Here is a 26,975-nt window from a genome sequence, read left to right as displayed (position 1 = left end):
AGACCTTCGTGACCAGCACACCTCCACCCGAGGGGAGCGCACGCTTCCCGCGCACGCTGACCACCCCGAAGATCGTGTTCATCATCATCGCCGCGGCCGCCCCGCTGGCCGCGATGGTGTTCACCGTCCCGCTCGCCTTCGCCATCGGCACCGGTCCCGGCGTACCGGCCATGTTCCTCTTCGCAGGCCTGACCCTGCTGTGCTTCTCAGCCGGCTACGCCGCCATCGCCCGGCGGATCAGCCACATGGGCGGCTTCTACACCCACATCGCGCACGGCCTCGGCCGCCGCACGGCGGCCGGCTCGGGACTGCTCGCGGTGCTCGCCTACAACGCCGCCACGGTCGGGGTCCTGGGCGCCTTCGCCTACTTCACCCAGAACGTGGCCGCCGCCCACGGCCTGGACCTGCCCTGGCAGCTGTGGGCGGGCCTGGGCCTGCTCCTGGTCGGCATGCTCGGCTACCGCGAGGCCGACCTCAGCGCCCGGCTGCTGTCCCTGTGCATGGTGTGCGAGATCGCCATCCTGATCGCCCTGGACATCGCCATCCTCGTCCGCCACGGCGGCGCGGCGCTGCCCGCCGCCTCCTTCACCCCCCACGAGATGCTCGCCCCCGGGCTCGGCGTCGCCGTGATGTTCGGCTTCGCCTCCTTCCTCGGCTTCGAATCGGCCGCCCTGTACGGGGAGGAGGCCAAGGCGCCGCACCGCAGCGTGCCCCGCGCCACCGTCGTCGCCGTGCTCACCGTCGCCTCCTTCTACGCCCTGACCAGCTGGGCCGCCGTCGGCGCCCTGGGGACGGAACGGGTGCGCGCCCAGGCCGAGAGCCACCTCGGCGACCTGTTCTTCCTGCTCAGCGACGACTACCTGGGCCACCCGGCCACCGTCACCATGCAGATCCTGCTGTGCACCAGCCTGTTCGCCGCCTGGCTGGCACTGCACAACGCCGCCAACCGGTACATGTACGCCCTGAGCCGCGACGGGCTGTTGCCGCACGCACTCCACGCCACCCACGCCGGGCACGGCTGCGTGCACCGGGCCAGCGTGGTCCAGTCCGTCCTCAGCGCGGCGGTGGTCACCTTGTTCGCGGTCGCGGGCCTCGACCCGTATGTGAACATGTCGACCAGCATGCTGGGCCTTGGCACCCTGGGCATCATCCTGCTGCAGGCCGTGGCCTCGGTGGCCGTCATCGGCTACTTCCGCCACCAGCGCGAGGGACGCTGGAAGACCGTCGTCGCGCCCGCGCTCGGAGCCCTCGGGCTGATCTCCGCGGCGGTACTCGTGCTGTCCAACTTCGACGTGCTGACCGGTACCGACGAGCCGCTCGTCACCGCCCTGCCATGGCTCCTGCTGCTGGTCGCCGGCCTCGGCGTCGCCCTCGCCTCCTGGCTGCGCTCGGCCCGCCCGGGCCGGTACGCGCGCCTGGGCGGCGCGTCCACGCCGGCATCGCCACCACCGCCCGCGCCGGCGCCCGCCGTCCCGGCCGGGGACTCCTCCGGCAGCCTCTCCCGAGCCGCGCCGTGACCGCGGCCCGCCCCGGGGACCACGCAGCGAAAGGACCAGCCCCCATGGCCCGTGAAGCCGAAACGCACGCCGACATACCCTTCGGTCCCGAAGACACACCGTGGCAGAAGACCTTCAGCGGCCTGCGGGTCGTCGGCGGCCGGCCCTACGGCACCCCGCCGTCCTCCGACCCCCGGGAAGCCTACATCGCGGTGCCCGAAGTACCCCACCACAAAGTGCAGTTGCCGCCCACCGGACTGGACGCGAACCAGTACACCGAGGCCGAGGCGCTCTTTCGCAGCCACATCGACACCCAGACACGCAACTTCGCCGGCTACCAGGTCACCAGCGCGCTCGACTACGAAGGACGCCTCGGGCACTACCTCAACCGGCACCTGAACAACGTCGGAGACCCCTACCAGTCCGGCTCCTACACGCTCAACTCCAAGGTCCTGGAGCGGGCCGTGCTGGACTACTTCGCCTCGCTGTGGCACGCGAAGTGGCCGCACGACCCCAAGGACCCCGAATCCTACTGGGGCTACGTCCTGACCATGGGCTCCAGCGAGGGGAACCTGTACGGACTGTGGAACGCACGGGACTACCTGTCGGGCAGGCCCCTGCGCGCCGACCCCCGCCAACCGGGCCGGGAGACCGCCGCCGGACAGACGCCGCGCGGCGCGGGAGCGCACGCCTTCCACCCGGTGGCGTTCTTCTCCGAGGACACCCACTACTCGCTGACCAAGGCGGTACGGGCGCTGGACATCGACACTTTCCACGCCCTGGGCTCCACGCGCTACCCCGACGACAACCCCCTCGCCCCGGGCACCCCCTGGCCGCGGCAGGTGCCCTCCACCGAGCACGGCGCCATCGACGTCGAACAGCTCGCCGTCCTGGTCCGGTTCTTCGCCAGCCGCGGCCACCCCATCCTGGTCAGCCTCAACCACGGGTCCACCTTCAAGGGCGCCTACGACGACGTCGAGGCGGTCGCCCGTACGGTGCGCGGCATCTGCGCCCAGTACGGCCTGGACAGCCGGCGGGTCCGCGGCGAGAGCGGCGGCCCCGAGGAACGGTCGGGATTCTGGGTCCACGTCGACGGGGCCCTCGGCGCCGGATACACTCCCTACCTGGAGATGGCCAGGGACGTCGGCATGGTCCAACAGGCGCCGCCGGCCTTCGACTTCCGGCTCCCCGACGTGCACTCGCTGACCATGAGCGGCCACAAGTGGATGGGGACGCCGTGGGCGTGCGGGGTGTTCATGACCCGTACCGGACTGCAGATGGCCCCGCCCGGAGCATCGGAGTACATCGGCGCCGCCGACACCACCTTCGCCGGCTCCCGCAACGGCTTCTCCGCACTGCTGATGTGGGACTACCTGGCCCGTCACTCCTACGACGACCTGGTCCGGCTCGCGGCCCGGTGCGACGACCTCGCCGCCTACACCCACGCGCGGCTGCTCGCGCTGCAGGAACAGCTCGGCCGCGACCTGTGGGTGGCGCGCAGCCCGCAGTCGCTGACCGTGCGGTTCCGCCAGCCGCGGGCGGACATCGTGCGCCGCTACTCCCTCTCCGGCGAAACCGTGCACGCCGACGGCGCGGCACGCGCCTACGTCCACCTATACGCGATGCGCCACCTCACCAGGCAGCGCGTCGACGAACTCATCGGCGAGCTGCGGCAGCCGGGTGCTTTCCCCCGCTCGCCCTGACCCACACGAATCCGCCACCGACGTCCGCGATGTGTTCCGGGGCCCCCTGACAGGGCCCCGCAACCGTCCCGAGCCATCACCGAGGAGAGACATGTCCGCTCCACAGCACGGCTTCCGGCTCACCGCCGAGGAGTTGGCGAACTTCCACCGGAATGGCTACGCGGGCCCCTTCACGCTCTACCAGCCCGACGAGATCGAGCGGAAATGGGCCAGGGCCCGCCAGGCCCTCGCCGACCGCAGCGCCGCGGTGTACCGGGAGGAATCCGACGGGTCGGGAGCGGCGAACCTGTCCAACTACGACCGGCACCTCGACAACGCCTTCCTCGCCGAGCACATCACCCAGCCGCGCATCGTGGACCGGGTCGCCTCCGTGCTCGGCGAGGACGTGCTGTGCTGGCGCTCGGACTTCTTCCCCAAGTACCCGGGCAACGAGGGCACGGACTGGCACCAGGCGGCCACCTTCGCCAACGCCTGCGGCCGGCCCCAGATCCAGTGGCCGCGGGGCTCGGAGCAGAGCGGCTCCCTCACGGTGTGGTGCGCGTTCACCGACGCCACCGCCGACATGGGCGGCCTGCAGTTCATCCCGGGCACACACCGCACCATGTACTACGACGAGACCAAGCCGATGCGCTACGACCCCGACCGGAACATCTCCGTGGAGAAGAACGGCGTCCGGCGCGGCTTCTTCGGCTACGACTACCGCGAACTCCAGATCGACCCCGGCTGGCAGCCGGACGAGTCACAGGCCGTGTCCGTGGACATGCGCGCCGGGCAGTTCGTCCTCTTCTCCTCGCGTCTGCTGCACGCCTCGCACCCGCACGCCGGCCGAACCAGACGCATGCGCATGGGCTTCTCGGCGCGCTACGTCCCCACCTGCGTGCGGGTCTACCCCGGCGCCTCGGAGGTCGAGGAGTACGGCGGTCGGGCGAGCCTCGAACGGTATGGGACGGTCCTGGTCAGCGGCGAGGACCGCTTCGGCCACAACCGCCTCGCCACGGGCACCACCACCGGCCGTGCCTTCCGCCGCCGCGGCGACGGCGCGCCCGCCCGTTCCTGAGCTCCGGACCCGCCCCAGGAAAAGGGGGGGCGCGGCTGGCCGACGGGCCGCCGCGCCCCCCTCACGCCGGTGTCGTGGCCGCCGACGCCGCGGGCACGCCGATGACGGGCAGGTCGCCGCTCTCGTGGCGCCGCTTGCACGCCCGGCGCTGCACCTTGCCGCTGGAGGTTTTGGGCACGGCGCCGCGCCGGACGACGAGCACCTGGTCGGGGACGATCCTGTTCCGCTCCCGTACGGCGTCGTGCACCCGGCGGCGCACCTCCTTTGCGCCCAGGGAGTTCAGGAGCCGGCCGTCGGCCTCGACGACCACCACGAGCCGCTCCCGCTCGCCGTCCTCGCTGGAGAAGGCGGCGGCGCAGTTCGGGTGCGAGCCGGGCAGCGCGAGCTCGGCGGAGAGCTCGATGTCCTGCGGGTAGTGGTTGCGCCCCTTGCGGATGATGACGTCCTTCAGACGCCCGGTGACGAACAGTTCCCCGCCGTGCAGGAATCCCAGGTCCCCGGTGCGCAACCGCGGCGCGCCGGACGCCTTGGGGCCGGCGAGGCGGGCCCGGAAGGTCTCCTCGCTCGCCTCGGCGCGCCCGTGGTAGCCCCGCGCCACACAGGGACCGCTGATCCAGATCTCGCCGACCTGCCCCTCGAGCAGAAGGCGGTGCGTGGCGGGGTCGACGATGTCCACCCGGGTGCCGCCCACCGTGCCGCCGCTGCCGACCAGCGGGACGGCGTCGGCGGCACGGTCGTCGACGGGCTGCGCGGTGCCGTTGCGCAGGGCCTCGGCGGACAGCCACAAGACGGTGGGCTCCCGGTCCCGGCGGGAGCCCGTGGCCTTCAACGTGTTCTCCGCAAGGCCGTATCCGGGGCACATGGCACGCGGGTCGAAGCCGTGCGGCGCGAAGGCGTCGGTGAACGCGCGCACGGTGCTCCAGCGCACCGGCTCGGCCCCGTTGGCGGCCACACGCCACCGGGAGAGGTCACCGACGCCCCCGGTCCTGCCCTCCGCCGCGGCCCGCACGCACAGCTCGTAGGCGAAGCTGGGCGCGGCGGCGTGCGTGCCGCCAAAGCGGGCGATGGCCTCCAGCCAGCGGGCCGGGCGGCGGATGAAGGCCTCCGGCGCCATCAGATACGAGGGGATGCCCGCCCACAGCGGCATGACCACCCCGAAGAGCATGCCCATGTCATGAAAGAGGGGCAGCCAGTTGACGACCGCGCTGCCCGGCCGGCACGGCCACAGCTGATCGGTCTCGATGACGTTGGCGAGGAAGTTGGCGTGGCTGACCATGACGCCCTTGGGGCTGCCGGTCGAGCCGGAGGTGTACTGGAGCAGCGCGATGTCCTCGGGGCCCGGCAGGGCCGGGGCGACGCTATCGGGGTCGTGGCGCAGCGTGTCGGTGGCGACCCACCTCAGCCCGTGCAACTCCGGCATGTCACCGAAGCGGGCACGCACCTCGCCCGCGACCTCCGCGGTGGTCAGGACGGTCGAGGTCCCGGCGTCGTCGGCGATCCGGCGCAGCCGCTCCACCTCCTCGCGGCGCCGCGGCACCTGCACGGGCGCGCTGGCCACCCGCGCATACATGCACCCCAGCAGGGTGCGGACGAACTCCGGCCCGGCCGGATAGAGCAGCACGGCGCCGCGCCCGGAGAGCCCCTGGGCGGCGAACGTGGCCGCCCGCGCGGCGGCGTCGCGGTGCAGGCCGCCGTAGGTGAGCGTCTCACCGGGCTCCTCGCCGTCGCGCAGGAAGACGTAGGCGGTCTGGCCGGGCTGTGTCTCGCCGCGCAACTGCAGGGCGTCCGCCAGGGTGCGCACGTCCACGGTCACATTCGGTCCGGTGCTGGTCACGGGTCGGATCTCCTCATGCATGCGGGGATTTCGAGCGGAACGGGGTCATCGGCGCTACTGCGCCATGGGCATCGGGGCCAGCATCTGTTCCACCGCCGTCAGCACCTTCTTCGTCGCCACCGCGGCGGCCGGGACGATGTCGGCCATGAGGAGGTATCCGTGCACCAGCCCCGGAGCGGGCACGTGGTGCACCTCGACGCCGTGGGCCGCCAGGCGCACCGCGAGCTCGACACCCTCGTCGTGCAACGGGTCGAACTCGGCCGTGCCGACCACGGTGGGCGGCAGCCCCCGGTGATCGGCGCCCAGCAGGTCGATCTCCCGGTCCGCGCGGCGTGCCGGGTCCGGAACGTACTGGTCGTAGTACCAGCGCAGGTCGTCGACCTCCGACAGGTACCCCGTGCCGTACCGGCGGACGGACGGCGACCGAAGGTAGGGGTCGGCCGGCGGATACACCAGCAGCTGCGCGGCGAACCGGATGCCGCCGTGGTCACGGTGGTGCATCGCGGTCCCGACGGCCAGGGCCCCGCCCGCGCTGTCCCCGGCGATCACGTGGTGGCGGCCGGGGAAGGCGCGGTCCGCCCACTCCGAGGCGGCGATGCCGTCCCGCAGCGGCCCGGGGTGCGGGTGCTCCGGCGCACGCCGGTAGCCGACGGAGACGACGACCGCGCCGAGGACGCCGGCGACACGACGGCACACCGGATCGTGCGTGTCGACGTCACCGACCACCCACCCGCCCCCGTGCAGATACGTCACCAGACGCCCCCGGTCGGTGGGCGGCAGATACGTCCGGACGCCGAACTCGCCGTCGACGGCGTCCAGCACGTGGTCCTTCGTCTCGATGCCCGCATCCCGCGCGGCGCCGCCGCGCGCGTGAGCCGCCTGCGCGGCGTAGCGGGCGCGCACCTGCGCCACGGGGAGGGTGCGCGCCGGTTCGGGTCGCCCGCCGGCCTGCCACTTGATCAATGCGCGGACGAAACGGTCCATGCCCAAGGAACTCTCCTTGCGTCACACCAGCGAAGGACTCAACGGTTTGAATCCGCGCAGCCGGCTGTACATGTGGTACGGGTACGGCGCGGTGACCGAACTGGCCTTGTCGAGCCGGGACAACTGCTCGGCGTCCAGCTGCCAGCCGACCGCGCCCAGGTTGTCCCGCAACTGCTGCTCGTTGCGCGCACCGATGATGACCGTCGCCACTGTCGGCCGGGTCAGGAGCCAGTTCAGCGCCACTTGAGGCACGGTCCGGCCCGTCTCCGCGGCGATGTCGTCGAGCACGTCGACCAGGTCGTACAGCCGCTCGTCGTCGATCGGCGGTGCGGCCGCGGCCGTACGGTGCAGTCGGCTCGCCTCCGGCAGCGGCTGTCCGCGGCGGACCTTCCCCGTCAGGCGGCCCCAGCCCAGCGGGCTCCACACCACCGCGCCCACGCCCTGGTCGTGGGCGAGCGGCATGAGCTCCCACTCGTAGTCACGGCCGGCGAGCGAGTAGTAGACCTGATGGGCGACATAGCGGGGAAAGCCGCGCCGGTCGGCGGCGGCCAGGGACTTCATCAGCTGCCAGCCGGCGAAGTTCGACGCGCCCACGTAGCGGATCTTGCCCGAGCGGACCAGGTCGTCCAGGGCCGCGAGCGTCTCCTCGACCGGGGTGCCGGAGTCGAAGACGTGCAACTGGAACAGGTCGATGTGCTCCACGCGCAGACGGCGCAGCGACCCCTCGACCGCCTTGATCAGCCGGGCCCGCCCCGAGCCCATCTCGCCGGGCCCGTCACCGGTGGGAGTGCCCGTCTTGGTGGACAGCAGCACCCGGTCCCGGCGCCCGGCGATCGCCGCGCCGAGCAGCTTCTCCGACTCCCCGTCCGAGTAGACGTCGGCGGTGTCGAACATCGACACACCGGCGTCCAGACAGATGTCGACCATGCCCCGCGCCTGCTGCTCGTCGGTGTTGCCCCAGGCGCTGAACAGGCTGCCGCGGCCGCCGAACGTGGCCGCGCCCAGACTCAGGACCGGGACGTGCAGACCGGAGGCTCCGAGCCGTCGGTATTCCATGACCGTCTCCTCTCCAGCGACCTGGTCACCAGTCGATCAGCGTCAGGGAGACGGCGAACCCGCCGCCCATGCCGAGCATCAGCACCCGGTCGCCCCGGCGCAGCTCCCCGGAGCGGGCCGCCTGGTCGAGGGTGAGCGGGACCGACGCGGAGCCGACGTTGCCGAACGCGCCGACCGTGCGGTGCAGCGTGGCGCTCGGCAGGTCGAGCTTGGCCCACAGGTCGTCGAGCATGACCCCGTTGGCCTGGTGCGGGATCAGGTGGTCGATGTCGGTGGGCAGCACCTCGCAGTCGTGCAGGAACTGCTTCACCAGCCCGGGCACCGTGTTGATGATGAAGTCCCGGATGGCGCGCCCCTCCATCGAGAAGTACTGCAGGCCCGCGGCGTGCGTCTGCGGGTCGTGCGGCAGCCTGCTGCCGCCCGCCGGCACGACGACGAGGTCGGACAGGTCGCTGTACATGTGGAACGCCGTCGTACGGATGTGGTGGCCGGCCTCACCCGCGCCGATGACCGCGGCGCCGGCGCCGTCACCGAAGAGGATCACGGTCTTCTTGTCCGCCGGGTCCAGGATCTGGGAGTACAGGTCGGCGCCGATGACCAGCCCGTAGCCGCCGGACTTGGCGATGATCCCGTGGGCCACGTCGAGGGCGAAGGTGAAGCCGGCGCAGACCGCGTTCACGTCGAACGCCGAGACGCCGGGCGCGGCCCCGCCCAGGTTCCGGTGCACGAACACCGCCGTGGCCGGCTGCTTGTGGTCCGGGGTCGAGGTGGCGACCACGATGGTGGACAGCTGGTCCGCCGTGATCCCCGCCGCGTCCAGGGCCCTGCGCGCGGCGCCGGTGGCGAGGTCGGAGGTGGCCTGCCCCGGCGCGGCCCACCGGCGCTCGCGGATGGCGGTCTTGCGTGCGATCCAGGCGTCGTCGACCCCGGCGGGCGCGCCGACCTCGGTGTTGGACACGACGCGGTCCGGGACGTAGGCCCCGGTGCCGAGTATCGCGACATGTGCTGAGGGCACGGTCATGGGCGGCCTCATTCCGTGACGTCGGCGGGCAGGGCGAAGTCCGTGGTGGCCTCGGGCCACTCCGGAACCGACTCGATCTCCAGCACCGCCACGGTCAGTGAGTAACCGCCGCCGGCGCTGACCAGGAGAACCAGGTCGCCCTCGCGGACGAGCTTCTTCTCCACCACGCGGGCCACTCCCGCGAGCAGGTCGCCCGCGCCCAGGTGCCCCGTGTAGCGGCCCCAGTCCATCAGCGAGCGGTCGGCGGTGATGCCCAGCGGCTCCAGGAACTGGGCGGTCATCAGGCCGTGGCCCATGTTGGGCATCAGGATCTTGGCGAAGTCGTCGAGCTTGTGGCCGGTCTTGTCCAGCACCGAGCCGACGATGTCCTGCAGCGCCACCTCGGCGCGCTGCATCACCGACTCCTTGCCGACCTTGGCCAGGTAGGACTTCTTGGGCGCGCGCAGGTCGTCGACCTTGGGCTGCGGGGACGTGGTGAAGGGGTGGTTGCCGCGGTGCAGCGGCTCCAGCGAGGCGTCGGTGTAGGACCCGATGGCGTGTACGCGGGCGAAGCCGCCGGCGGTGGAGAGCACCATGGCCGTGGCCCCGTCGCCGACGACGATGCCGTACGCGCCCCGCCACCGGTCCATGCCGGGCAGGCAGAACCGGTCCGACGTGGTGACCATGGCGCTCGTCCCGCGGCCGGCCTGGAGCTGGGACACCGCCAGGTCCATCGCGACCATGCCGCCGTTCGACAGCTGCTGCACGTTCACCGCGAAGGCGCCGGTGATGCCCAGCTCCCGTTGGATGTACGGGCCCGAGGTCCAGCAGTAGTCGCGGCCCTGGTGGTACACGGAGGCGTGCACGAGCGCGTCGAGTCTGCCGCCGACCACGTGCGCGGCACGGTCGAGCGCGCGCCGCGCCGCGTAGGCCGCCATGTCGGGGACCGAGGTCTCGTCCGCGACGACCGGCAGGCAGAGCATTTTGTTCTCTTCGAAATCCTCGGCAGCGTACTTGCCTTCGGCCACTGCTTCTCTGGCCGATTCGGCGGGCGGAATCCAGGCGGCTGCCGACGTGATGTAGACAGGAGCGGTCATTCTTCACTTCCTCCGAGTTTCGATGCCCGCGGATAGAATTCCTCCGCCGGAATGGATTTCACGCTACCAGCGCCGCCCGGATGGTCCGCATATTAAATTCTCACGCCTTGCGCTCAAGAGTGCACAGGCGTGATGCGGCGGCCGGCCGCATTATTCGACGGTGCCGTGACCGCGGCCGTGGTCCTTTTCCCCGGGCGGGATCACAGGGGGATGTTGCCCCGGTGCGCCCGTGGCGCGGGGACCGCTTCGTTGCGCAGCGCGCGCAGGGCTCCGGCGACGTGCTTGCGGGTGTCCGCGGGGGTGATGACCCCGTCGATGTAGCCGAGTTCGGCCGCCACGTACGGCGTGCAGTAGCGGTCCTGGTACTCCCGTTCCAGCTCCGCCCGGACCGCCTCGACGTCCCCGCCCTCCTCGCGCACCTTCGCCAGCCGGCGGCGGTGCACGATGCTCGTCGCGCCCTGTGCCCCCATGATCGCGATCTCCGCGCTGGGCCAGGCCAGGTTGACGTCCGCGCCGAGGTGCTTGGAGCCCAGCACGTCGTACCCGGCGCCGTACGCCTTGCGCGTGATCACGGTGACCATGGGGACCGTCGCCTCGGCGTAGGCGTAGATGAGCTTCGCGCCGCGCCGGATGATGCCGCTCCACTCCTGGGTGGTGCCGGGCAGGAAGCCGGGCACGTCCACGAAGGTCAGGATCGGCACGTTGAACGCGTTGCAGGTGCGCACGAAGCGCGCCGCCTTCTCGGCGGCGTCGATGTCGAGACAGCCGGCGAAGTGCAGCGGCTGGTTTGCGACGATGCCGACGCTGCGGCCCTCGACGCGGGCGAACCCCACGAGGATGTTTCGCGCGAACAGCTCCTGGACCTCCAGGAACTCACCGTCGTCGACCACGCCCTCGATGGCCTCGTGCATGTCGTACGGCTCGGTCGGCGAGTCCGGGATCAGCGAGTTCAGCTTCTTCTCCAGGTCCAGCGGGGCCCGGTCGACCAGCGGCCTGCCCGTCCAGTCCATGGCGTCGAAGACGGGGGCCTCGCAGGCGTTGTTGTCCGGCAGGTGCGAGAGCAGCACCCTGACGTAGGAGAGGGCGTCCTCTTCGTCGGCGCCCAGGTAGTGCACGTTGCCCGACTTCGTGCTGTGCGTCCTGCCGCCGCCGAGGTCCTCGAAGCCGACGTCCTCGCCGGTGACCGTCTTCACCACGTCGGGGCCGGTGATGAACATGTGTGAGGTCTGGTCGACCATGACCACGAAGTCGGTGAGCGCGGGGGAGTACGAGGCGCCGCCCGCGCAGTAGCCCATGATCAACGAGATCTGCGGGATCTGGCCCGACGCCTGTACGTTGCGCTGGAAGATCTCCCCGTACATCGCCTGGGACTCCACACCCTCCTGGATGCGGGCGCCGCCCCCGTCGTTGATGCCGATCAGGGGCCGCCCCGTCTTCATCGCCAGTTCCATGATCTTCAGGATGCGGCGGCCGTGCACCTTGCCGAGCGAGCCTCCCTTGTAGCTGGCGTCCTGGCTGAAGACGCAGACGGTGCGGCCGTCGATCTCCCCGTATCCGGTGATGACGCCGTCGCCGTACTCGCCGTCCGTGTCCGCTTCGGACCCGGGGCGCGCGAACCGGTCGATCTCGACGAAGGAACCGGGGTCCAGAAGAAGATCTATGCGTTCCTGAGCGGTCATCCTGCCCTGTGAATGCTGCTTCTCGGCCATCCGGACCGTACGTGCGTCAATGGCTTCACAGCGTCGATGCAGGTCGTCGACCGCATCCCGCATGGTGCCCATTCTGCCTCCTCAACCGGGTCATCAATGCCCCAGTCATGACGGGGATTCGGATGATATATCTCGGAGGTGGCGGTAGTGCGTGAAAATGAATGACGAATACGGACGCCTGAGAAATTCATAAAAGGCTGTGCAGAATTCATGCAGGCGTATGCGGAGGGAATCCCGTGCGGTCGCGGGCCCGACCGGTCGTTCAACTGCCCGGGCGGGACGGTTGAACGATCAGGCCGGTTGCGGGGGATGGGCGAGCAGGCCGTCGACGAACGCGCGCAGCCCCTGGGCGAAGGTGTCCTGCCCGGCCAGCGCTCCCCACCGGTCGGCGACGGCGGCCAGGTGCGGGAGGCGGGCCTGGCCGCCGTCGGCGTTGCCGAAGTAGGCGTTGAGGCGGGCGGGGTCGCGCTCGTCCATCTCGCGGTGGCGGGTGTGGGTGCGCACCAGGATCTCGCCGACCGTGTAGTACCAGATGCTGCGGAAGATCCGGACGGAGTCGTCCGGCGTGCGGCCGGCGTCGACGACCCCGGCCAGGATCGTCTCCACCAGCGACAGGAACGAGTCGCCGAGCCGGGCGATGAACCCGTCCGTGGTGAGGACCTCCGCCGCCCAGGGCCACGCCGCGAGGCCGTCGTGGATCGCGACGGCGGCCGCGACGATCCGGTCCTGCGGCCTGCTCGGCAGCTCGGGGTGCGGGATCTGCTCCGCGTACTCGTGGATCAGCAGGAACAGCAGGTCTTCCTTGCCCGGCACATGTGTGTACAGGGTCGTCGATCCGAGGCCCATCTCCGCCGCGAGCCGGCGGATCGTGAGCTTCTCCCAGCCGTGCTCGTCGATGAGCACGCGGGCCGCGGCCAGGATCTGCTTGCGGGAGGTCACCGGAGGTCGTCCGACAGGCCGACGCGATGTGTTCGATCGGGGCATCGCCCCATCATGCCCCCTGGTGAGAGCCGGTGTGCGACCGGTCCGGTCGACACCTCACCGCCTGCGCTGCTAATTTCTGAGCACTGTCCGGAAATTCGACCGGTCGGCAGACGCAGAGAGGCTGGGTGCGGTGGCAAGCACGCAATTCACGAGTCAGAAGACACTCGCCGCGAGCGGCGCCCGGCCCGGCACCACCCTCGCCGCGGTCTCCGTGGTGCAGTTCATGGTGTCGCTGGACCTGACGGTGGTGAACGTCGGGCTTCCCCGCATCGGCAGCGGGCTCGGCTTCAGCGAGGTGGGCCTGACGTGGGTGATCCACGCCTACGCCCTCACCTTCGGCGGCCTGCTCCTGCTGGGCGGCAAGATCGCCGACCGGTACGGGCACAAGCGCGTGATGCTGACCGGGCTCGGCCTGTTCGGGCTGGCCTCGCTCGTCGGCGGCCTCGCACAGGCGCCGGGGCAACTGGTGGCCGCCCGTGCCGCCCAGGGCGTCGGCGCCGCCGCGCTGGCGCCGGCCGCGCTGGCCCTGCTCGCCTCCACCTTCCCCGGCGGCAAGGAACGGGTGCGGGCCTTCGGCATCTGGAGCGGGGTGAACGCCGCGGGCGGCGCCGCCGGCGTTCTGGCCGGCGGCCTCCTCACCCAGTACGCGGGCTGGCAGTGGGTGATGTACATCAACCTGCCGATGGCCGCCCTGGCGCTGGCCCTGGCCTGGCGCGGCATCGCCCAGGACGGCCCCTCGACGCGCCGAGGCCGCCCGGACGTCCTGGGCGCCGTGCTCGCCACGGCCGGCGCGGCCCTGCTGGTGTTCGGCGTGGTGCGCACCGAACAGCACCCGTGGACCTCCACGGCCACCTTGACCACTCTGGCGGTCGCCGTCGTCCTGCTGGCCGCGTTCGTCCAGGTCGAGCGGACCACCAAGCGCGACCCCCTGATCCGCCTCGGCCTGCTGGCCAACCGCTCGCTCGCGGGCGCCAACCTCTTCGCGCTCCTGTTCGGCGGCGCCATGGCCTCCCTGCTGTACTTCGTCTCCCTCTACCTCCAGCGGGTGCTCGACAGCAGCCCCGCCCGCACCGGCGTGGAGTTCCTGCCGTTCACGCTGGGCGTCATCATCGGCTCCACCCTCGCCGTCCGGCTGGGCTACAAGTTCGCCCCCCGGCACGTCCTGATCACCGGCGGCACGCTCGCCGCGGCCGGCTTCGCCTGGTTCGGCCTCATCCGCGCCGACGGCTCGTTCCTGGTCGACGCCCTCGGCCCGTCGGTCGTCGCCAGCGTCGGCATCGGGCTCTGCCTCGCGCCGACCGTCTCCATCGCCACCGGCGGCGTCGCGCCCCACGAGGCGGGCGCCGCGTCCGGCGTGCTCAACAGCACGCGCCAGATCGGCGCCGCGCTCGGCCTCGCCGCCCTGGGAACCGCCGCCAACGACCGCACCGGGGAGACGATCACACCCGGCACCCTCACCGACGGGTACGCGCTCGGTATGCTCGCCGGCGCCGGACTCCTCGTCTGCGCCGTCCTCATCGTGGTCCTCGTTCTGCCCCGGCCCGAGCGGGCCGTCACCGAGGAAGCCCCCAAGCCGTGACGTGGCGGCTCGCGCGGCGGGCCCGGATCGCGGCACTCGCCCGGTGTTTTCTCTGAAGCATCGCCGAAGCGGCCTCCGTGGAGCGGGTTTTCCTCCCCCCCGCTCCACAGAGGCCGCATTTTCGTGTGCCACCGACTTCCAGGGCCCGCTCCCGCACCGCGAACGGACACGGTCCCTTCCCGCGACGCGGTCACGCGCCGCGCGACGGGAATCCAGTTGCTTCTACAGACGGCATACAGAGTTCGCCCAGTCGCCCTGCCCACAATGACGAGTTGTCCGAGGAACTACTCAGGGGGCATGCATGGGAATCGATGTCCTGGTCTCTGATGACCTGCATCTGTCCGGCTTCGCACTGGCCGCACTTCTCGAACGGCACGAGGAAGTCCGCGTCGTCGGCCCCGTGGAATGCAACTATGCGGCGCTGCGGTCCGCCGAGACGTACCGGCCCGATGTGGCGGTCATCAGCTTCGAGGGTGAGGACGGCGACGCGATCTCCGTCGCCGAGAAAATCGCCGAACTCGGCTGCCGCAGCATGCTGCTGGCCACCGCGGTGACGCGATCGGTGGTGCGCCAGGCGTTCGCGGGCGGCATCGCCGGCATCGTGGAGCGCAGCGTGTCACCCCGCCAGTTCGTCGAGGCCATCCACCGTGTGCACCAGGGGGAGAGGGTCTTCGACCCGGAGCTGACCGTGGCGGCGCTGAACAACAGCGACTGCCCGCTCAGCCCGCGCGAATTCTCCGTGCTCGAACACGTCGCCCGGGGCGACACGGTCCCCGAGATAGCGGCCCGGATGCACCTCTCCCAGGGCACCGTGCGCAACTACCTCTCCTCCATGGTGACAAAACTGGGCGCACGCAACCGCATTGACGCACTGCGCCTCGCGCGGGACTCGCGCTGGATCTGAAAGGCCGTCGCTGTGGCCGGCATCGGATACCCGGGAAGGGAACACGGTCCGGGAGCCGCTGACAACTCCGTATGCGCTTCAACCAATCCTTCGCGGGCGTTCAACCATTCAGCGACAAGCAGTTGAACGTCTGCCTCCGCATGGCCGGTGCGACGGGGCTGGAGAAGCCGTCACGGGTGTGTGTCTAATGGGTGCAGACTTCGCCGGGATGTGCGCCGGCCACCCATGTCGTAAAACGCTGCGTGCGGTTCGAAAGGCGTGCGCGCCCCAGGGCGTCTTCTCCCGTATTCACCGCGCCCCGGCGAATCGCGCCGCACGGCTGCCCGGCCCTTCGCCGGGCGCCCGACCGGCATGACCGCGCGTGCGCCCAGGCCACCTCGTCGCCGAGGAGAGCCCATCGACGAACCGTCACGTCCGTCACGTCCTTCAGGAGGTGGTGATCCATGGCGACCACGGGAGCGGTCCTGCGCATTCAGCTCCTCGGACCGGTGCGCGCCTGGCGCGACGGGGCGGAGACCGCGCTCGGCCCGCCCAAGCAGCGGGCGGTGCTCAGCCTGCTGGCGAGCAGGCCGGGCGACGTCATGGGCGTGGAGAACATCGTGGACGCGGTGTGGGGCAGCGACGTCCCGCGGACGGCCGTGAACGGTGTGCACACCTATGTGGCCGGGCTGCGCCGCGCGCTGGAGCCCGGCCGGGCCGGCCGGTCCTCCGGCGCGGTGCTCACCTCCGAGTCCGGCGGGTACTGCCTGCGGGTGGACCCCGCGGACGTCGACGTCACGCTCTTCCACCGGGCTCTGCACGCCGCGCGCAGGTCACGGGGCCAGGGTGAGGCCGGCGCCGCGCTGCGGCTGTACGGGCAGGCCCTGTCGTACTGGCGCGGCGAGGCGCTGTCCGCGGTCCCCGGCCCCTTCGCCACGATGGAGCGCGACCGGCTGCGGGATCTGCGGCTGACGGTGGTGGAGGAGTGGGCCGCTGACATGCTGGCGGCGGGCCACCACGCCGAGCTGGTCACCGAACTGCCGGCAGCGGTCTCCGAGGAGCCGCTGCGCGAGAAGCTGCGCTGGCTGCTGATCCTCGCGCTCTACCGCAGCGGACGCCGGGCCCACGCCCTGTGGCTGTACGAGGAGACCCGCGACCTGCTGGCCAGGGAACTCGGCATAGAGCCCGGTGCCGACCTGCGCACGCTCCATGAGCACATCCTGACCGGCCATCCGGAACTTCTGGCCCCCGGCGCCGGCTCACCGCTCCCGGTGTACCCCGGCGGCCTGCCGCCGGGCACGCCGGGACCGGTCCGGCTGCCGCCCGTGGGCCGCGATTTCGTGGGCCGGACCGAGGAACTGGCCCGGCTGGAGGAGGTGATGCGCGGTGAGAGCGCCCGCGGCGGCCCGACGACGCCCGTCGTCGTGGTCGGCGGCACGGCGGGCGTGGGCAAGACGGCGCTCGTGCTGCAGCTCGCCCACCGCCTCGTCGACCGCTTCCCCGACGGCCAGTTGTACGCCGACCTGCGCGGCGCCGACCCGGAACGGGGCCCGGCGAGCGCCGCCCACGCACTGGAACAGCTCCTGGGCGGCCTCGGCGTGGACGGCGCACGGGTGCCCGCGGACTCGGCCGCCCGGACGGCCCTCTACCGGAGCCTGCTGCGCGGGCGGCGGGTACTGGTGGTGCTGGACGACGCGCACAGCGCCGAGCAGGTGCGCCCGCTCATCCCGCGGGGGCCCTCCGGCGTCCTCGCGACGAGCCGGCGATACCTCGGCGAGCTCGCGGCGCGCGACGGGGCGCGCCTGGAAACGGTCGGGCCGCTGACGGCCAGGGAGGGGACACGTCTGCTGGCGATGCTCAGCGGGCGGCGGCTGGACGAGCGCGGTCCGGCCGCCGAGCGGCTGGTGGCGCTGTGCGGCGGGCTCCCGCTGCCGCTGCGCGTCGTCGCCCAGTGGCTGGCGGCCAACCCCGGCGCGCCGCTGGGCGCTCTGCTCGAACAGCACCCGGCCCTCCGCACCCGGTTCGGGCCGGCAGAGGCCGCGGACGGTGTGCCCACGGGCCAATTCCACGTCATCGAAACGTCGTGACCAGGCCATAAGACCACATGGACGAATTCCGCTCCAGCGCCACTTGAGCCCGACTAGTATAAACAGGGCGGTCGGTTTCTTTGTGGGTATCGTCTTGCTCCGTGAATCCGGAACTGGAGATGCCCCAGGAGGCGCTCATGCTCGACGTGTTGACGGCAGCAGCCCAGCCCGCGTCACCAGCGTCTGGTGCCACGCGTCCGCCGATGACGGAACGGGTGCCCATCGCGGCCCTGGTCACCTCGGACTCGCCGCGCGTCGCGGGGGAGGACGCGGAACACGTCGACCTGCTGGCGCAGACGGAGAAGCCGCTGCCGCCCGTGGTGGTCCACCGCCCGACCATGCGCCTCGTCGACGGCCTGCACCGGCTCAGGGCGGCCGTGCAGCGCGGCGAGGACCACATCGAGGTCCGCTATGTGGAGGGCTCGACAGAGGACGCCTTCGTCCTGGCCGTCCGGCTCAACGCCGAACACGGCATGCCCCTGTCGCGCAGGGACAGGACGGCGGCCGCCGAGCGCATCATCGGCAGCCACGCCTGCTGGTCGGACCGGCGCATCGCGGAGGTGACCGGGCTCTCGCCGACCACGGTCGCCGCCTTGCGCAGGCGTTCAACCGGCCAAGGCGTTCAATTGAACGCGCGCACCGGACGCGACGGCCGCTCACGCCCGGTCAACAGCGCCGTCGGCCGCCGGCGCGCGGGCCAGATCATCGCCGAGCGCCCGAACGCCTCGCTGCGCGAGATCGCCCACGAGGCGGGCATCGCGCTGGCGACCGCGCGGGACGTGCGGCTGCGCGTCCGGGACGGCAAGGACCCCGTCCCGCCGAGACTCCGCGACGTCGCCAAGGACGTCGTGCTCGGGGACCGGCGCGCCGCGCGCGGACGGGTGGAGGCGGACACGGCCGGGCGCGCCGGCCGTGCGCGGCTGGAGAGCGCCGGCGTCTCCGACACGGACCGGTTCGCCAACCTCCGCAAGGACCCCTCCCTGCGCTTCTCCGAGGCGGGCAGGACGCTCCTGCAGCTCCTGTCGAGCAACGTGCTCGACGACGAGAAGTGGCGCTGGCTGATGAGCGCGGTCCCCGAACACCGGCACGCCGACATCGCCCGCGCCGCCCGGCGCTGCGGGGAGCGGTGGCTCAGCTTCGCCGACGGGCTCGAACACGGCGGCGCCGTGCGCGACGGCCGGGCGGTGTGAGCCGGCCCGGTTCCGGCACGCTGCCGCCCAATCGCCCACGACGGTACACAGAGGCTGTTAGCATACGAACTTGACGGTTTGTTTGGTGAAGACGGGGGCTTCCACGAAGGAGAGCTTGCCTTGGTGCAACAGGAGCGGGCGCTCCGTACCCGACGTGTGATCCTGACGGCAGCGGCGCAACTCTTCGACGACTTCGGGTACGAGGCCGCGACCATGTCGGAGATCCTGCGGCGCGCCGGAGTCACCAAGGGCGCGCTGTACTTCCACTTCACCTCCAAGGAGCAGCTCGCGCGCGAGGTCCTGCAGGAGAACGCCCGGGTGCCGGCCGTTCCGCCGCAGCGGCTCAAGCTCCAGGAGGCCGTCGACCAGGGTCTGCTGCTCGCCCACCTCATGGTGCGCGACCCGGTGCTGCGCGGCGGTGTCCGGCTCGCTCTGGAAAGGGTCGGGCAGGACCAGCTGGACCGCAGCGTGCCGTTCCAGGACTGGGCCGAGGAGAGCCTGCGCCTGCTCGTGCAGGCCAGGGCGGCCGGAGAGCTGCAGCCCCACATCGATCCCCGCGAGCTCTCCGACGTGTTCGTCGGGGCGTTCGCCGGTACGCAGCTCATGTCCCACGCCCTGTCGGGGCGGACGGACCTCAACGCCCGCGTCGTCGCCCTCTACCGCGTCCTGCTGGCCGGAATCGCCGTCCCCGGCGTCCTGGTGGAACTGGACGTCACCGAGGACCGGGGGGCCCGCGTGCACGAGGCGACCAGGCTCGCGGCCCGTGCCGTGGCGCACCGGCGCCCCGCGTAGGGCGTCCGCGCGGGATCCCCTTTCCCCCTCCCCCCGGCCCAGCATGGAAAACCGCTGGTGCGGTTTGTACTGTGGAGTACGTATTGGCGGGCGAGTTCTCCCCTTCCCGGACGGAGCCGCTGCGCCGGCGAAGCCATATCCATGAGGCGTACGGGCCATGCGGCGCACGGGGCCATGGGGCGGCACGGAGCTTGGGAGAGCGCCCAAATGGTCAAGCAGGAACGTGCCGTGCGCACCCGCAAGGCGTTGCTCGGCGCCGCGGCCGACGGTTTCAGCCGCGAGGGCTATGCGCCGGCCTCGCTTCTCGACATCAGCCGGCAGGCCGGCGTCACCAGCGGGGCGCTGCATTTCCACTTCCCCACCAAGGCCGCGCTCGCCTCCGCGGTCATGGCGGCCGCGGCGCAACGGCTGCGCGAGGTGGTCCAGCGCTGCGAGACGCGGACGCGCTCCGGTGACGCGCTGCAACTGCTCGTCGACGTCGGTCACGAGCTGACCCTCGCCATGCGGGAGGACGCGGTCCTGCGGGCCGGGTTCGACCTCGACGGCGACCCCGGGTGCCCCCGGGGCATCGGGGAGGTGAGCTCCTTTCTGGGCCGGTGGATCACTGCGACGCTGGACAGGGCGGACCGGGCGGGGGAGTTGCGGCAGGGGCTGCCGGCCGACCAGGTGGCACGGGCCGTGTTCGCGTGCACGGTGGGATTCCAGATGCTCGGCCGGCGGGACCCGGCCTGGGTGTCCCGGCGCATGCAGACCCGCTTCTGGGCCCTGGTGCTCCCGCAGATCGCGGCCGGACACAGAGGCCTGGACGCCGCGGGCTCCTGAACGCGGCGCGTTCGGGGGCGAGTGTTCAACCTTTATGTGTCGGAAAAGAAACCGGTGGACCCGTATATTTTGTGGCACCCTTTCGCACCACGCTCACCCATCGTTGAACTGCTGCCGGGAAGAGGGAAACCCATGACCCTGCTCGTTCACCAGCAAGGGCACACCGCCACATCCGCACCGCAGGCCCCACAGGACCTGCCGCGGCTCACCACCACGGTTCCCCGGGAGTACGTGCACCGGGCCGGACACGCCGAAGTGTTCCTCACCGGCTGCCGGCGCCTTAAGGGCGACCGGTTCGCCCTCACCGGCCAGTGGCCGCGCGCCCACACCTTCTTCACCGACGCCGACGGCACGCGGCACGACCCCACGCAGGCGGCGGAGACGATCCGTCAGGTCGGACTGCTCCTCGCCCACTCGGAGTTCGGGGTGCCCCTGGGACACCAGTTCCTGCTGCGCGACATGGAATACTCCGTCTCCCTGGACGAGCTGGAGATAGGCGCCGGCCCCAGCGAGTTGACCCTCCAGGCCGTCTGCACCGACGTGAAGTGGAGGGGCGAGCGGGTCACGCAGTTCGCCATGGCGATCACCATCGAACGCGACGGACGGCACGTGGCCGACGGCAGCGGGCACTTCTCCTGCCTCGCCCCCGCCGCCTACCGCCGGCTGCGCGGAGCGGAGCGCGTCGCCGCGGAGGCCACGCCGAAGCCCCGCTTCCTCACCCTGGAGCCGCAGCGCGTGGGCCGCTCCGGCCACGCCGACGTCGTCCTGGCGCCGACCGGCAGACCCGGCCACTGGCTGCTCAGCCCGGACCGCGGCCACCCCGTCCTCTTCGAGCACGGCGGCGACCACGTGCCGGGCATGGTGCTGATCGAGGCGGCGCGCCAGGCGGCCTGCGGCCTGCAGGGCGACGTCTTCGTACCGGTCCGGGTCGCCACCCAGTTCCACCGCTACACCGAGTTCGACACACCGTGCTGGATCGACGCGGTGACGGCGCCGTCCACGCTGCCCGGCCTGACCGGCGTCCACGTCACCGGACACCAGGAGGGCGAGGAGGTCTTCAGCGCCCGGCTGACGGGGCACTGCGGCGTGAGCGCCGGATATCGCGCCGCGTCATGACAGGGGCTCGCGGGAGGAGGGGGCAGGGCCGGGCGGTGAAGTCACCGACGGGGCGCCGCCGGAACCGAGCGTGGCGGTGAGCCCCGCGTCGACGGGCAGCACGACCCCCGTGATCCACCGGGACCTCGGGCCGGCCAGGAACAGGACGGCCTCCCCGACGTCCCAGCCCGTGCCTTCCACGGCGAGCGGCGCCGCGTGCCGCCGCCGCTCGCGGGCGCCCTCGTCGATGCCCTGGGAGGAGACCATCGGGGTGTGCACGTAGCCGGGAGCGACCGCGTTCACGCGGATTCCCTCGGGACCGTGGTGGGCGGCCATGGTCCGGGTCAAGCCGATCACCGCTGCCTTCGTCGTCGGGTAGGCCACCTGCGGGTGGCCGCCGACGAGCCCGACCGCGGAGGACATGTTGACGATCGATCCCCCGCCCCTCGCGCGCATGCGGGGGATCGCGGCCCGGGACATCAGCATCATCGACGTCAGGTTCAGGCGCAGACACGCCTCCCAGGCGAGCGGGTCCACATCGACCACGGTCCCCGCGGGGCCCGCGACACCGACGTTGTTGACCAGGACGTCGAGCCCGCCGAAGGTCTCGCAGGTCCGCCGGACCACCTCGGCGCACTCCTCCTGGCTGGTCACATCGGCGGTGACCAGCAGGGCGTCCCTACCCTGTGCCGCGATGAGGTCCCGGGTCTCGGCCATGTTCCCCGCGGCGGAGTCGACCACCACCACGTGCGCCCCGGCCTCGGCGAGCAGCACCGCCGCGGCCCTGCCGTTCCCGATGCCCGACGCACGCGAGCCGCCGCCGGTGACGATCGCGACCGCGCCCTTGAGACCGAAGTCGATGGACATGCTGCCCTGCCTTTCCGCAACGGGGATGACACGGGGGCTCTCAGACCTGCCGGGTGCGGCCGGCCCAGTAGCGTTGGCGTACGGCGCGTTTGAGGACCTTGCCGTTCGCGCTGCGGGGCAGGGCGGTGACGAAGTCCACGTGTTTGGGCGCGCGGATGCTGCCGAGCGTCTTCTTGCACAGCGCGATCAGTTCCTCACCGGACGGCCGGGCGCCCGGATTGAGCTCCACCACCGCGGTGACCGCCTCTCCCCAGTCCTCGTGCGGAACACCGATGACCGCGCAGTCCTGGACCGCCGGGTGGCCCCAGATGACCTGCTCGATCTCGCTCGGGTAGATGTTCACCCCGCCAGAAATGATCATGTCCTTCTTGCGGTCGGTGATGAACAGATAGCCGTCCGCGTCGAAGTGGCCGATGTCGCCGGTGTGCAGCCAGCCGTCGACGACCGTCTCGGCCGTCCTGCGGGGATCCGCGTAGTAGCCCTTCATCACGAGGTCACCGCGGACGCAGACCTCCCCCGACTCGCCCACCGGGACCTGCTGCCCCTCGCCGTCGCGGATCTCGACGCAGACCAGCGGATAGGGGCGGCCGCACGACGTCAGCCGTGCGTCAGGCGCTATGGAGCCGTCGGTGAAGTGCTCGTCGGGACGCATGAAGGACACCCCCGCGAACGCTTCCACCTGCCCGTAGCACTCCATCAGAACCGGTCCGAACAGCTCGATGGCCCGCCGCAGCTTCTCGGCCGACATGGGCGCCGCCGCGTACAGCAGATAGCGCAAGGAGGACAGATCGCGCTCGGTGAGCCCCGGCGTCTCCATCAGCCGGTAGACGACCGTGGGGGCGAGGAAGAGCTCGGTGACCTGATGCCGCTCGATGGCGTCGAGGATCGCCGTCGGTTCGGCCCCCGGCAGGAAGACCACCGTGCCGCCGCGCGCCGTGGCGGCGAGGCTGATCACACCGGAGGCGTGGCTCAGGGGCAGCGCCGCCAGGTCGACGACCGGGTCGTCGCACTCGTAGTGGAAGGCCATCATCAGATGTGCCAGGCAGGTGGACAGGGACCGGTGCGTGTTCATCACGCCCTTCGGCGCGCCGGTCGTGCCGCCGGTCGAGGAGATCGCCACCACGTCGTCCATCTCGTAGCGCGTGCGCGGTGGCGTCACCGGCAGGCCGTGCGTCCACTGCGCCAAAGACGGGGCGCCGGCCGCCGCTGCGTCCAGGCACACGTACTGCCTGACCTTCGGCAGCGACGGCGCGAGCTCGGCCACGGCCGACGCCGTCGAACTGTGGAAGAACAGCACCTCGCAGTCGAACGCGTCGATCACGCGCCGCAGGTCCGCAGGCGGAGTGGTCGGGTTCAGCGGCACCCAGGTCACACCGGCCCGCCAGATGCCGAGGACGCCGATCCAGGCCCGCGCGTCATTGGGCGAGAGCACGCCCGCCTTTACCCCCCGGCCGCAGCCCGCCCGCGCCAGGGCGTGCGAGATCCGGCACGACAGCTCGCCCGCCTCGTCGAACGTCCAGGACTCCGCGCCGCACACATAGGCGACGGAGCCCGGCGCGCGCCGCCGGCCGCGGTCGAAGAAATCGATGATCGCCATTTACGCCCCCAGCACCGTGATCGCGGCGACCGCTTCCTCGCCGCCGTAGAAGCCGCCGCTGTTCTCCGCCAGCGCGACACGGGCCCCGGACACCTGCCGGACACCGGCCTCGCCGCGCAACTGCTGCACCAGCTCGTACACCTGGGCAAGACCCGTCGCACCCAGCGGGTGCCCCTTGGCCTCCAGGCCGCCCGACGGGTTCACCGGGATACGGCCGCCCAGCGCCGTCTCCCCGGCCTCCGCGGCCGCGCCGCCCGCCCCCGGCTCGCACAGGCCGAGCAGTTCGCACTGCTGGATCTCCCCGAAGGCCGTGGCGTCGTGCAGTTCGGCCACGTCGATGTCCTGCGGCCCCACCCCGGCCCGCTCGTACGCCCGGCCCGCCAGCAGCCCGCTGATGTGCTGCTCCCACGCGTCCTGCGCGCGGACGACGCCGGTGCCGGCCACGTTCGCCAGGACGCGCACCGACCGGCCGCGCCCCACCAGCCGCCGCAGCCCCCGCTGCCCGCAGACCACCACGGCCGCCGCCCCGTCGGTGACTGGCGCGCACATCGGAACGGTCAGCGGGAACGACAGGGCACGCGCGGCCAGGACCTCGTCGACGGTGAAGTCCTTGCGGTGCTGGGCCCTGGGGTTGTGCACGGAATGCCGGTGGTTCTTGGCCGAGACCGCGGCGAACTGCCGCTGCGTGGTGCCGAAGCGCCGCATGTGCGCGCGTGCCATGGCCGCGTAGATGTCCATGAAGACGCTGCGCCGGCCCGCGTGCGCGTCATCGACCTCGCCGCCCAGCGCGGTCAGCGACGCCGTCAGCCCCGCGGGGTCCGACACGTCGTACGCGCCCTCGAAGACCGCCATGGTCCGGTCCCTGTCGGCGACGTTCATCTTCTCCGAACCCACCGCGAGCGCGATGTCCACGGCGCCGGCACGGACCTGATCGGCCGCCAGATGCAGCGCCGAGGCACCCGTGGCGCAGGCGTTCTCGACGTTGTACATCGGTATCCGCTCAAAGCCCATGCCCCGCAGCGCGATCTGACCGCCCACCATGAGCTGCCCCTGCAGCGCCCCCTGGGTGGTGTTCCCGAAGAAGGCCGCCTCCACGTGCCGGCGCTCCAGCCCCGCGTCGGCCAGCGCCTCGCGCACGGCCTCCGCCGCCAGGTCCGGCACACCGCGGCCGTCGTGGCGGGCGAATCTCGTCATCCCCACCCCGGCGATCCATACCTGCTCCGACATGGAGCGACTCCTTGTGTCCCGGGGCCTCCCGCGCGAGGAGGCCCGTCCGAATGGTGCTCAGGGGCAGCCGACCACTTGGGCCGCGTAGGAGAGACCGGCGCCGAAGCCGAGCAGCAGGACCGGCGCGCCGCTGGGGACCTCGGCCCGTTCCACGAGCTTGGACAGGGCCAGGGGGACGCTGGCCGCCGAGGTGTTGCCCGAGTCGACGACATCGCGGGCGACGACCGCGCCGGTGGCGCCGATCTGCCGGGTCACGGCCTCGATGATCCGCAGGTTGGCCTGGTGCGTCACGACGGCGGCCAGGTCGGCGGGGGCGACACCGGCCCGCTCGCAGGCGCGGCGCGCCACCGGCGCGAGCGAGGTCATCGCCCAGCGGTAGACCACGTGCCCGTCCTGACGGAACAGGGCGGGCGGGCCGGCCGGCCCCGTGGTGCCCAAGGTGATGGCCGAGCCGCGTTCGGGCTGCGAACCCCACACCACCGGCCCGATCAGGTCGCCCCGGGAGGCGTCGGCCGCGGTGACGACCGCGGCGCCGGCCCCGTCGCCGAAGATGACGCAGCTCGTCCGGTCCGTCCAGTCCAGGAAGTCGCTCATCTTGTCCGCGCCGATCACCAGCGCGGTCTGGCTGCCGCCGCCCCGGATGGCGAGATCGGCGGTGGCGAGCGCGTAGGTGAACCCGGCGCAGGCGGCGTTGAGGTCGAAGACGGCGGCGGTCGGAACCCCCAGCTGGTGGGCGACCCGGGCGGCGGTGCTCGGCATCCGGTCCACCGCCGTGCACGTGGCGACGAGCACCAGGTCGATGTCCGCGGCGTCCACACCCGCCCGGGCGACGGCCTTGGCGGCGGCCCCGACGGCCATGTCCGCGACGCTCTCGTCCTCGGCGGCGATGTGACGTGTGGTGATGCCGACGCGGGACCTGATCCACTCGTCGGAGGTGTCGACCATGGCGGCTAGCTCGTCATTGGCCAGCACGCGTGTCGGCTGATGGTGGGCGATCGACAGGATGCGGCCGGCGGTGGTGGCGGTCACGGGTCCTCCAAAAGGGTCACGTTGCGAAAGACGAGGGCGTTGCGGCGGCCCCGGGCGGCATCGCACGGCGCAGCTCAAATGGAGCTCGGCGACGACCCGACAGCGTGTGCCGGGACCGGCGAAGCCGCGCCGGCCAGGGCGTCGGTGACCGTGGCCAGTACGTCGCGGACCGCCGAGTGCAGGAAGAAGTGCTCACCGGGCAGGATGACGAGACGCGAGTGGTCGCGGGCCTGCCGCAGCCACAGGTGCAGCTGCGCGCTCGCCACGAGCGGGTCCGCCTGGCCCCCGAAGACCGTCAACGGCACCGTCAGCGGCGCAAGGGCCCGGTACTCGTAGGTCTCCAAAAGGCAGAAGTCGGCGCGCAACGCGGGCAGGACCAGCTCCATCAGCGCGGCGTCGGCGAGGAGTTCGGGCGGGGTGCCGCCGAGGAAACGCAGCTCCTCGATCACCTCGGCGTCCGGCGCCGCGTGGATCGGCCGCCGGGTGCGCGGCACGTCGGGGGCGGCCGAACCGGAGACGAACAGGTGCGCCGGCTGGGGCAGCCCCCGCTCGCGCAGCGTCCTGGCCAGTTCGAAGGCGATCAGGCCGCCCATGCTGTGGCCGAACAGGGCGTAGGGCCGGTCCAGGTGCCCGGCGAGCACGTCGGCCAGCATCCCGGTGACCAGGGGCATCCTGCTCACCGGGGTCTCGTTCCAGCGGGTGCCGCGGCCGGGCAGCTCCAGCGGATGCACCCGCACATGCTCGGGGGCCAGATCGCGCCAGGTCCGGTACGCCGACGCGTTCCCGCCCGCATACGGCAGGCAGAAGAGACGGATGCCCGGCTCGTCGGCCGGCTCCGACTGGACGAACCACGGGTTGCGCATGGTGTGCCTCTCTCTGGTCGTGTT

Annotated in this window: 22 protein-coding genes; 10 read left to right on the top strand and 12 right to left on the bottom strand. The window is 71.8% G+C overall.

What is annotated here, in order from left to right; genetic code table 11:
• The first annotated feature begins 8 nt into the window (after nt 1-8).
• The 3 genes from DCW30_RS04390 to DCW30_RS04380 all read left to right on the top strand — a co-directional run bounded on the left by DCW30_RS04390 (nt 9) and on the right by DCW30_RS04380 (nt 4,256).
• Nucleotides 9-1,517: an APC family permease gene (locus tag DCW30_RS04390; RefSeq protein WP_076681768.1), complete on the top strand. Its 1,509-nt coding sequence runs from the start codon at nt 9-11 to the stop codon at nt 1,515-1,517.
• A gap of 44 nt (nt 1,518-1,561) precedes the next feature.
• Nucleotides 1,562-3,199: a pyridoxal-dependent decarboxylase gene (locus tag DCW30_RS04385; protein WP_076681765.1), complete on the top strand. Its 1,638-nt coding sequence runs from the start codon at nt 1,562-1,564 to the stop codon at nt 3,197-3,199.
• 91 nt (nt 3,200-3,290) lie between these two features.
• A complete protein-coding gene (locus DCW30_RS04380; RefSeq protein ID WP_076681762.1) occupies nt 3,291-4,256 on the top strand; it encodes a chlorinating enzyme in 966 nt (321 codons plus the stop codon).
• A 61-nt stretch (nt 4,257-4,317) separates the two neighbouring features.
• Here the strand turns inward: DCW30_RS04380 and DCW30_RS04375 are convergent, their stop codons facing one another.
• From DCW30_RS04375 to DCW30_RS04345, 7 genes are all read right to left on the bottom strand, one after another.
• Nucleotides 4,318-6,090, bottom strand: coding sequence for a fatty acyl-AMP ligase (locus DCW30_RS04375; protein WP_237283271.1), 1,773 nt, complete (start codon nt 6,088-6,090; stop codon nt 4,318-4,320).
• A 54-nt stretch (nt 6,091-6,144) separates the two neighbouring features.
• The gene (locus tag DCW30_RS04370) at nt 6,145-7,074 is read right to left on the bottom strand and encodes an alpha/beta hydrolase (RefSeq protein WP_076681754.1); all 930 of its coding nucleotides are present in this window, start codon (nt 7,072-7,074) and stop codon (nt 6,145-6,147) included.
• A 21-nt stretch (nt 7,075-7,095) separates the two neighbouring features.
• Nucleotides 7,096-8,130 (bottom strand): aldo/keto reductase, encoded by a 1,035-nt coding sequence (locus tag DCW30_RS04365; RefSeq protein WP_062770983.1) that lies wholly within the window; start codon nt 8,128-8,130, stop codon nt 7,096-7,098.
• Nucleotides 8,131-8,155: 25 nt separating this feature from the next.
• On the bottom strand, nt 8,156-9,151 hold the full coding sequence (locus DCW30_RS04360) for a 3-oxoacyl-ACP synthase III family protein (RefSeq protein WP_237283270.1): 996 nt from the start codon (nt 9,149-9,151) through the stop codon (nt 8,156-8,158).
• Between the two features lie 8 nt (nt 9,152-9,159).
• Nucleotides 9,160-10,227: a ketoacyl-ACP synthase III family protein gene (locus DCW30_RS04355; protein WP_063802716.1), complete on the bottom strand. Its 1,068-nt coding sequence runs from the start codon at nt 10,225-10,227 to the stop codon at nt 9,160-9,162.
• Between the two features lie 200 nt (nt 10,228-10,427).
• Nucleotides 10,428-12,008 (bottom strand): acyl-CoA carboxylase subunit beta, encoded by a 1,581-nt coding sequence (locus tag DCW30_RS04350; RefSeq protein WP_076681749.1) that lies wholly within the window; start codon nt 12,006-12,008, stop codon nt 10,428-10,430.
• A 219-nt stretch (nt 12,009-12,227) separates the two neighbouring features.
• Nucleotides 12,228-12,875 carry a TetR/AcrR family transcriptional regulator gene (locus DCW30_RS04345; RefSeq protein ID WP_076681746.1) on the bottom strand — a complete coding sequence of 216 codons (648 nt, stop codon included), beginning with the start codon at nt 12,873-12,875 and terminating at the stop codon, nt 12,228-12,230.
• Between the two features lie 175 nt (nt 12,876-13,050).
• Here DCW30_RS04345 and DCW30_RS04340 point away from each other — a divergent pair, with 175 nt between their 5' ends.
• The 7 genes from DCW30_RS04340 (at nt 13,051) to DCW30_RS04310 (ending at nt 21,389) form a co-directional block, all read left to right on the top strand.
• On the top strand, nt 13,051-14,499 hold the full coding sequence (locus DCW30_RS04340) for an MFS transporter (protein WP_062770988.1): 1,449 nt from the start codon (nt 13,051-13,053) through the stop codon (nt 14,497-14,499).
• A 301-nt stretch (nt 14,500-14,800) separates the two neighbouring features.
• A complete protein-coding gene (locus tag DCW30_RS04335) occupies nt 14,801-15,403 on the top strand; it encodes a response regulator transcription factor (RefSeq protein ID WP_062770989.1) in 603 nt (200 codons plus the stop codon).
• Nucleotides 15,404-15,846: 443 nt separating this feature from the next.
• Nucleotides 15,847-17,469, top strand: coding sequence for an AfsR/SARP family transcriptional regulator (locus DCW30_RS04330; protein ID WP_076681742.1), 1,623 nt, complete (start codon nt 15,847-15,849; stop codon nt 17,467-17,469).
• Between the two features lie 101 nt (nt 17,470-17,570).
• Nucleotides 17,571-18,659: a ParB/RepB/Spo0J family partition protein gene (locus DCW30_RS04325; protein ID WP_232626522.1), complete on the top strand. Its 1,089-nt coding sequence runs from the start codon at nt 17,571-17,573 to the stop codon at nt 18,657-18,659.
• Nucleotides 18,660-18,782: 123 nt separating this feature from the next.
• Entirely contained in the window at nt 18,783-19,451 is a 669-nt protein-coding gene (locus DCW30_RS04320) for a ScbR family autoregulator-binding transcription factor (RefSeq protein WP_335755795.1), read from the top strand.
• 207 nt (nt 19,452-19,658) lie between these two features.
• Nucleotides 19,659-20,273, top strand: coding sequence for a ScbR family autoregulator-binding transcription factor (locus DCW30_RS04315; RefSeq protein ID WP_076681733.1), 615 nt, complete (start codon nt 19,659-19,661; stop codon nt 20,271-20,273).
• 132 nt (nt 20,274-20,405) lie between these two features.
• Nucleotides 20,406-21,389, top strand: coding sequence for a ScbA/BarX family gamma-butyrolactone biosynthesis protein (locus tag DCW30_RS04310; protein WP_079249791.1), 984 nt, complete (start codon nt 20,406-20,408; stop codon nt 21,387-21,389).
• Here DCW30_RS04310 and DCW30_RS04305 read toward each other — a convergent pair.
• From DCW30_RS04305 to DCW30_RS04285, 5 genes are all read right to left on the bottom strand, one after another.
• Entirely contained in the window at nt 21,384-22,235 is an 852-nt protein-coding gene (locus DCW30_RS04305; RefSeq protein WP_062770994.1) for an SDR family NAD(P)-dependent oxidoreductase, read from the bottom strand. The genes DCW30_RS04310 and DCW30_RS04305 overlap by 6 nt on opposite strands.
• A 40-nt stretch (nt 22,236-22,275) precedes the next feature.
• Nucleotides 22,276-23,832 (bottom strand): class I adenylate-forming enzyme family protein, encoded by a 1,557-nt coding sequence (locus DCW30_RS04300; protein ID WP_076681729.1) that lies wholly within the window; start codon nt 23,830-23,832, stop codon nt 22,276-22,278.
• Nucleotides 23,833-25,059, bottom strand: a complete 1,227-nt coding sequence (locus tag DCW30_RS04295; protein ID WP_076681726.1) for a thiolase family protein — start codon at nt 25,057-25,059, stop codon at nt 23,833-23,835.
• Nucleotides 25,060-25,116: 57 nt separating this feature from the next.
• Entirely contained in the window at nt 25,117-26,088 is a 972-nt protein-coding gene (locus DCW30_RS04290; RefSeq protein ID WP_062770997.1) for a beta-ketoacyl-ACP synthase III, read from the bottom strand.
• A gap of 74 nt (nt 26,089-26,162) precedes the next feature.
• Entirely contained in the window at nt 26,163-26,951 is a 789-nt protein-coding gene (locus tag DCW30_RS04285; RefSeq protein ID WP_076681723.1) for a thioesterase II family protein, read from the bottom strand.
• Between the last annotated feature and the right edge of the window lie 24 nt (nt 26,952-26,975).

The organism is Streptomyces alfalfae (genome assembly GCF_004127445.1).
Taxonomy (GTDB): Bacteria; Actinomycetota; Actinomycetes; order Streptomycetales; family Streptomycetaceae; genus Streptomyces; species Streptomyces alfalfae.
Note: the sequence above shows the minus strand (reverse complement) of the source record. Positions and strands in the feature narration are given on the sequence as shown.

Excerpts from the sequence above, each read along its gene's own strand:
- DCW30_RS04385 (WP_076681765.1), top strand. The coding sequence starts at position 1,562 with ATGGCCCGTGAAGCCGAAACGCACGCCGACATACCCTTCGGTCCCGAA.
- DCW30_RS04350 (WP_076681749.1), bottom strand. The coding sequence starts at position 12,008 with ATGGGCACCATGCGGGATGCGGTCGACGACCTGCATCGACGCTGTGAA.
- DCW30_RS04365 (WP_062770983.1), bottom strand. The coding sequence starts at position 8,130 with ATGGAATACCGACGGCTCGGAGCCTCCGGTCTGCACGTCCCGGTCCTG.
- DCW30_RS04335 (WP_062770989.1), top strand. The coding sequence starts at position 14,801 with ATGGGAATCGATGTCCTGGTCTCTGATGACCTGCATCTGTCCGGCTTC.
- DCW30_RS04380 (WP_076681762.1), top strand. The coding sequence starts at position 3,291 with ATGTCCGCTCCACAGCACGGCTTCCGGCTCACCGCCGAGGAGTTGGCG.
- DCW30_RS04370 (WP_076681754.1), bottom strand. The coding sequence starts at position 7,074 with ATGGACCGTTTCGTCCGCGCATTGATCAAGTGGCAGGCCGGCGGGCGA.
- DCW30_RS04310 (WP_079249791.1), top strand. The coding sequence starts at position 20,406 with ATGACCCTGCTCGTTCACCAGCAAGGGCACACCGCCACATCCGCACCG.
- DCW30_RS04330 (WP_076681742.1), top strand. The coding sequence starts at position 15,847 with ATGGCGACCACGGGAGCGGTCCTGCGCATTCAGCTCCTCGGACCGGTG.
- DCW30_RS04305 (WP_062770994.1), bottom strand. The coding sequence starts at position 22,235 with ATGTCCATCGACTTCGGTCTCAAGGGCGCGGTCGCGATCGTCACCGGC.
- DCW30_RS04360 (WP_237283270.1), bottom strand. The coding sequence starts at position 9,151 with ATGACCGTGCCCTCAGCACATGTCGCGATACTCGGCACCGGGGCCTAC.
- DCW30_RS04355 (WP_063802716.1), bottom strand. The coding sequence starts at position 10,227 with ATGACCGCTCCTGTCTACATCACGTCGGCAGCCGCCTGGATTCCGCCC.
- DCW30_RS04300 (WP_076681729.1), bottom strand. The coding sequence starts at position 23,832 with ATGGCGATCATCGATTTCTTCGACCGCGGCCGGCGGCGCGCGCCGGGC.
- DCW30_RS04295 (WP_076681726.1), bottom strand. The coding sequence starts at position 25,059 with ATGTCGGAGCAGGTATGGATCGCCGGGGTGGGGATGACGAGATTCGCC.
- DCW30_RS04315 (WP_076681733.1), top strand. The coding sequence starts at position 19,659 with ATGGTCAAGCAGGAACGTGCCGTGCGCACCCGCAAGGCGTTGCTCGGC.
- DCW30_RS04285 (WP_076681723.1), bottom strand. The coding sequence starts at position 26,951 with ATGCGCAACCCGTGGTTCGTCCAGTCGGAGCCGGCCGACGAGCCGGGC.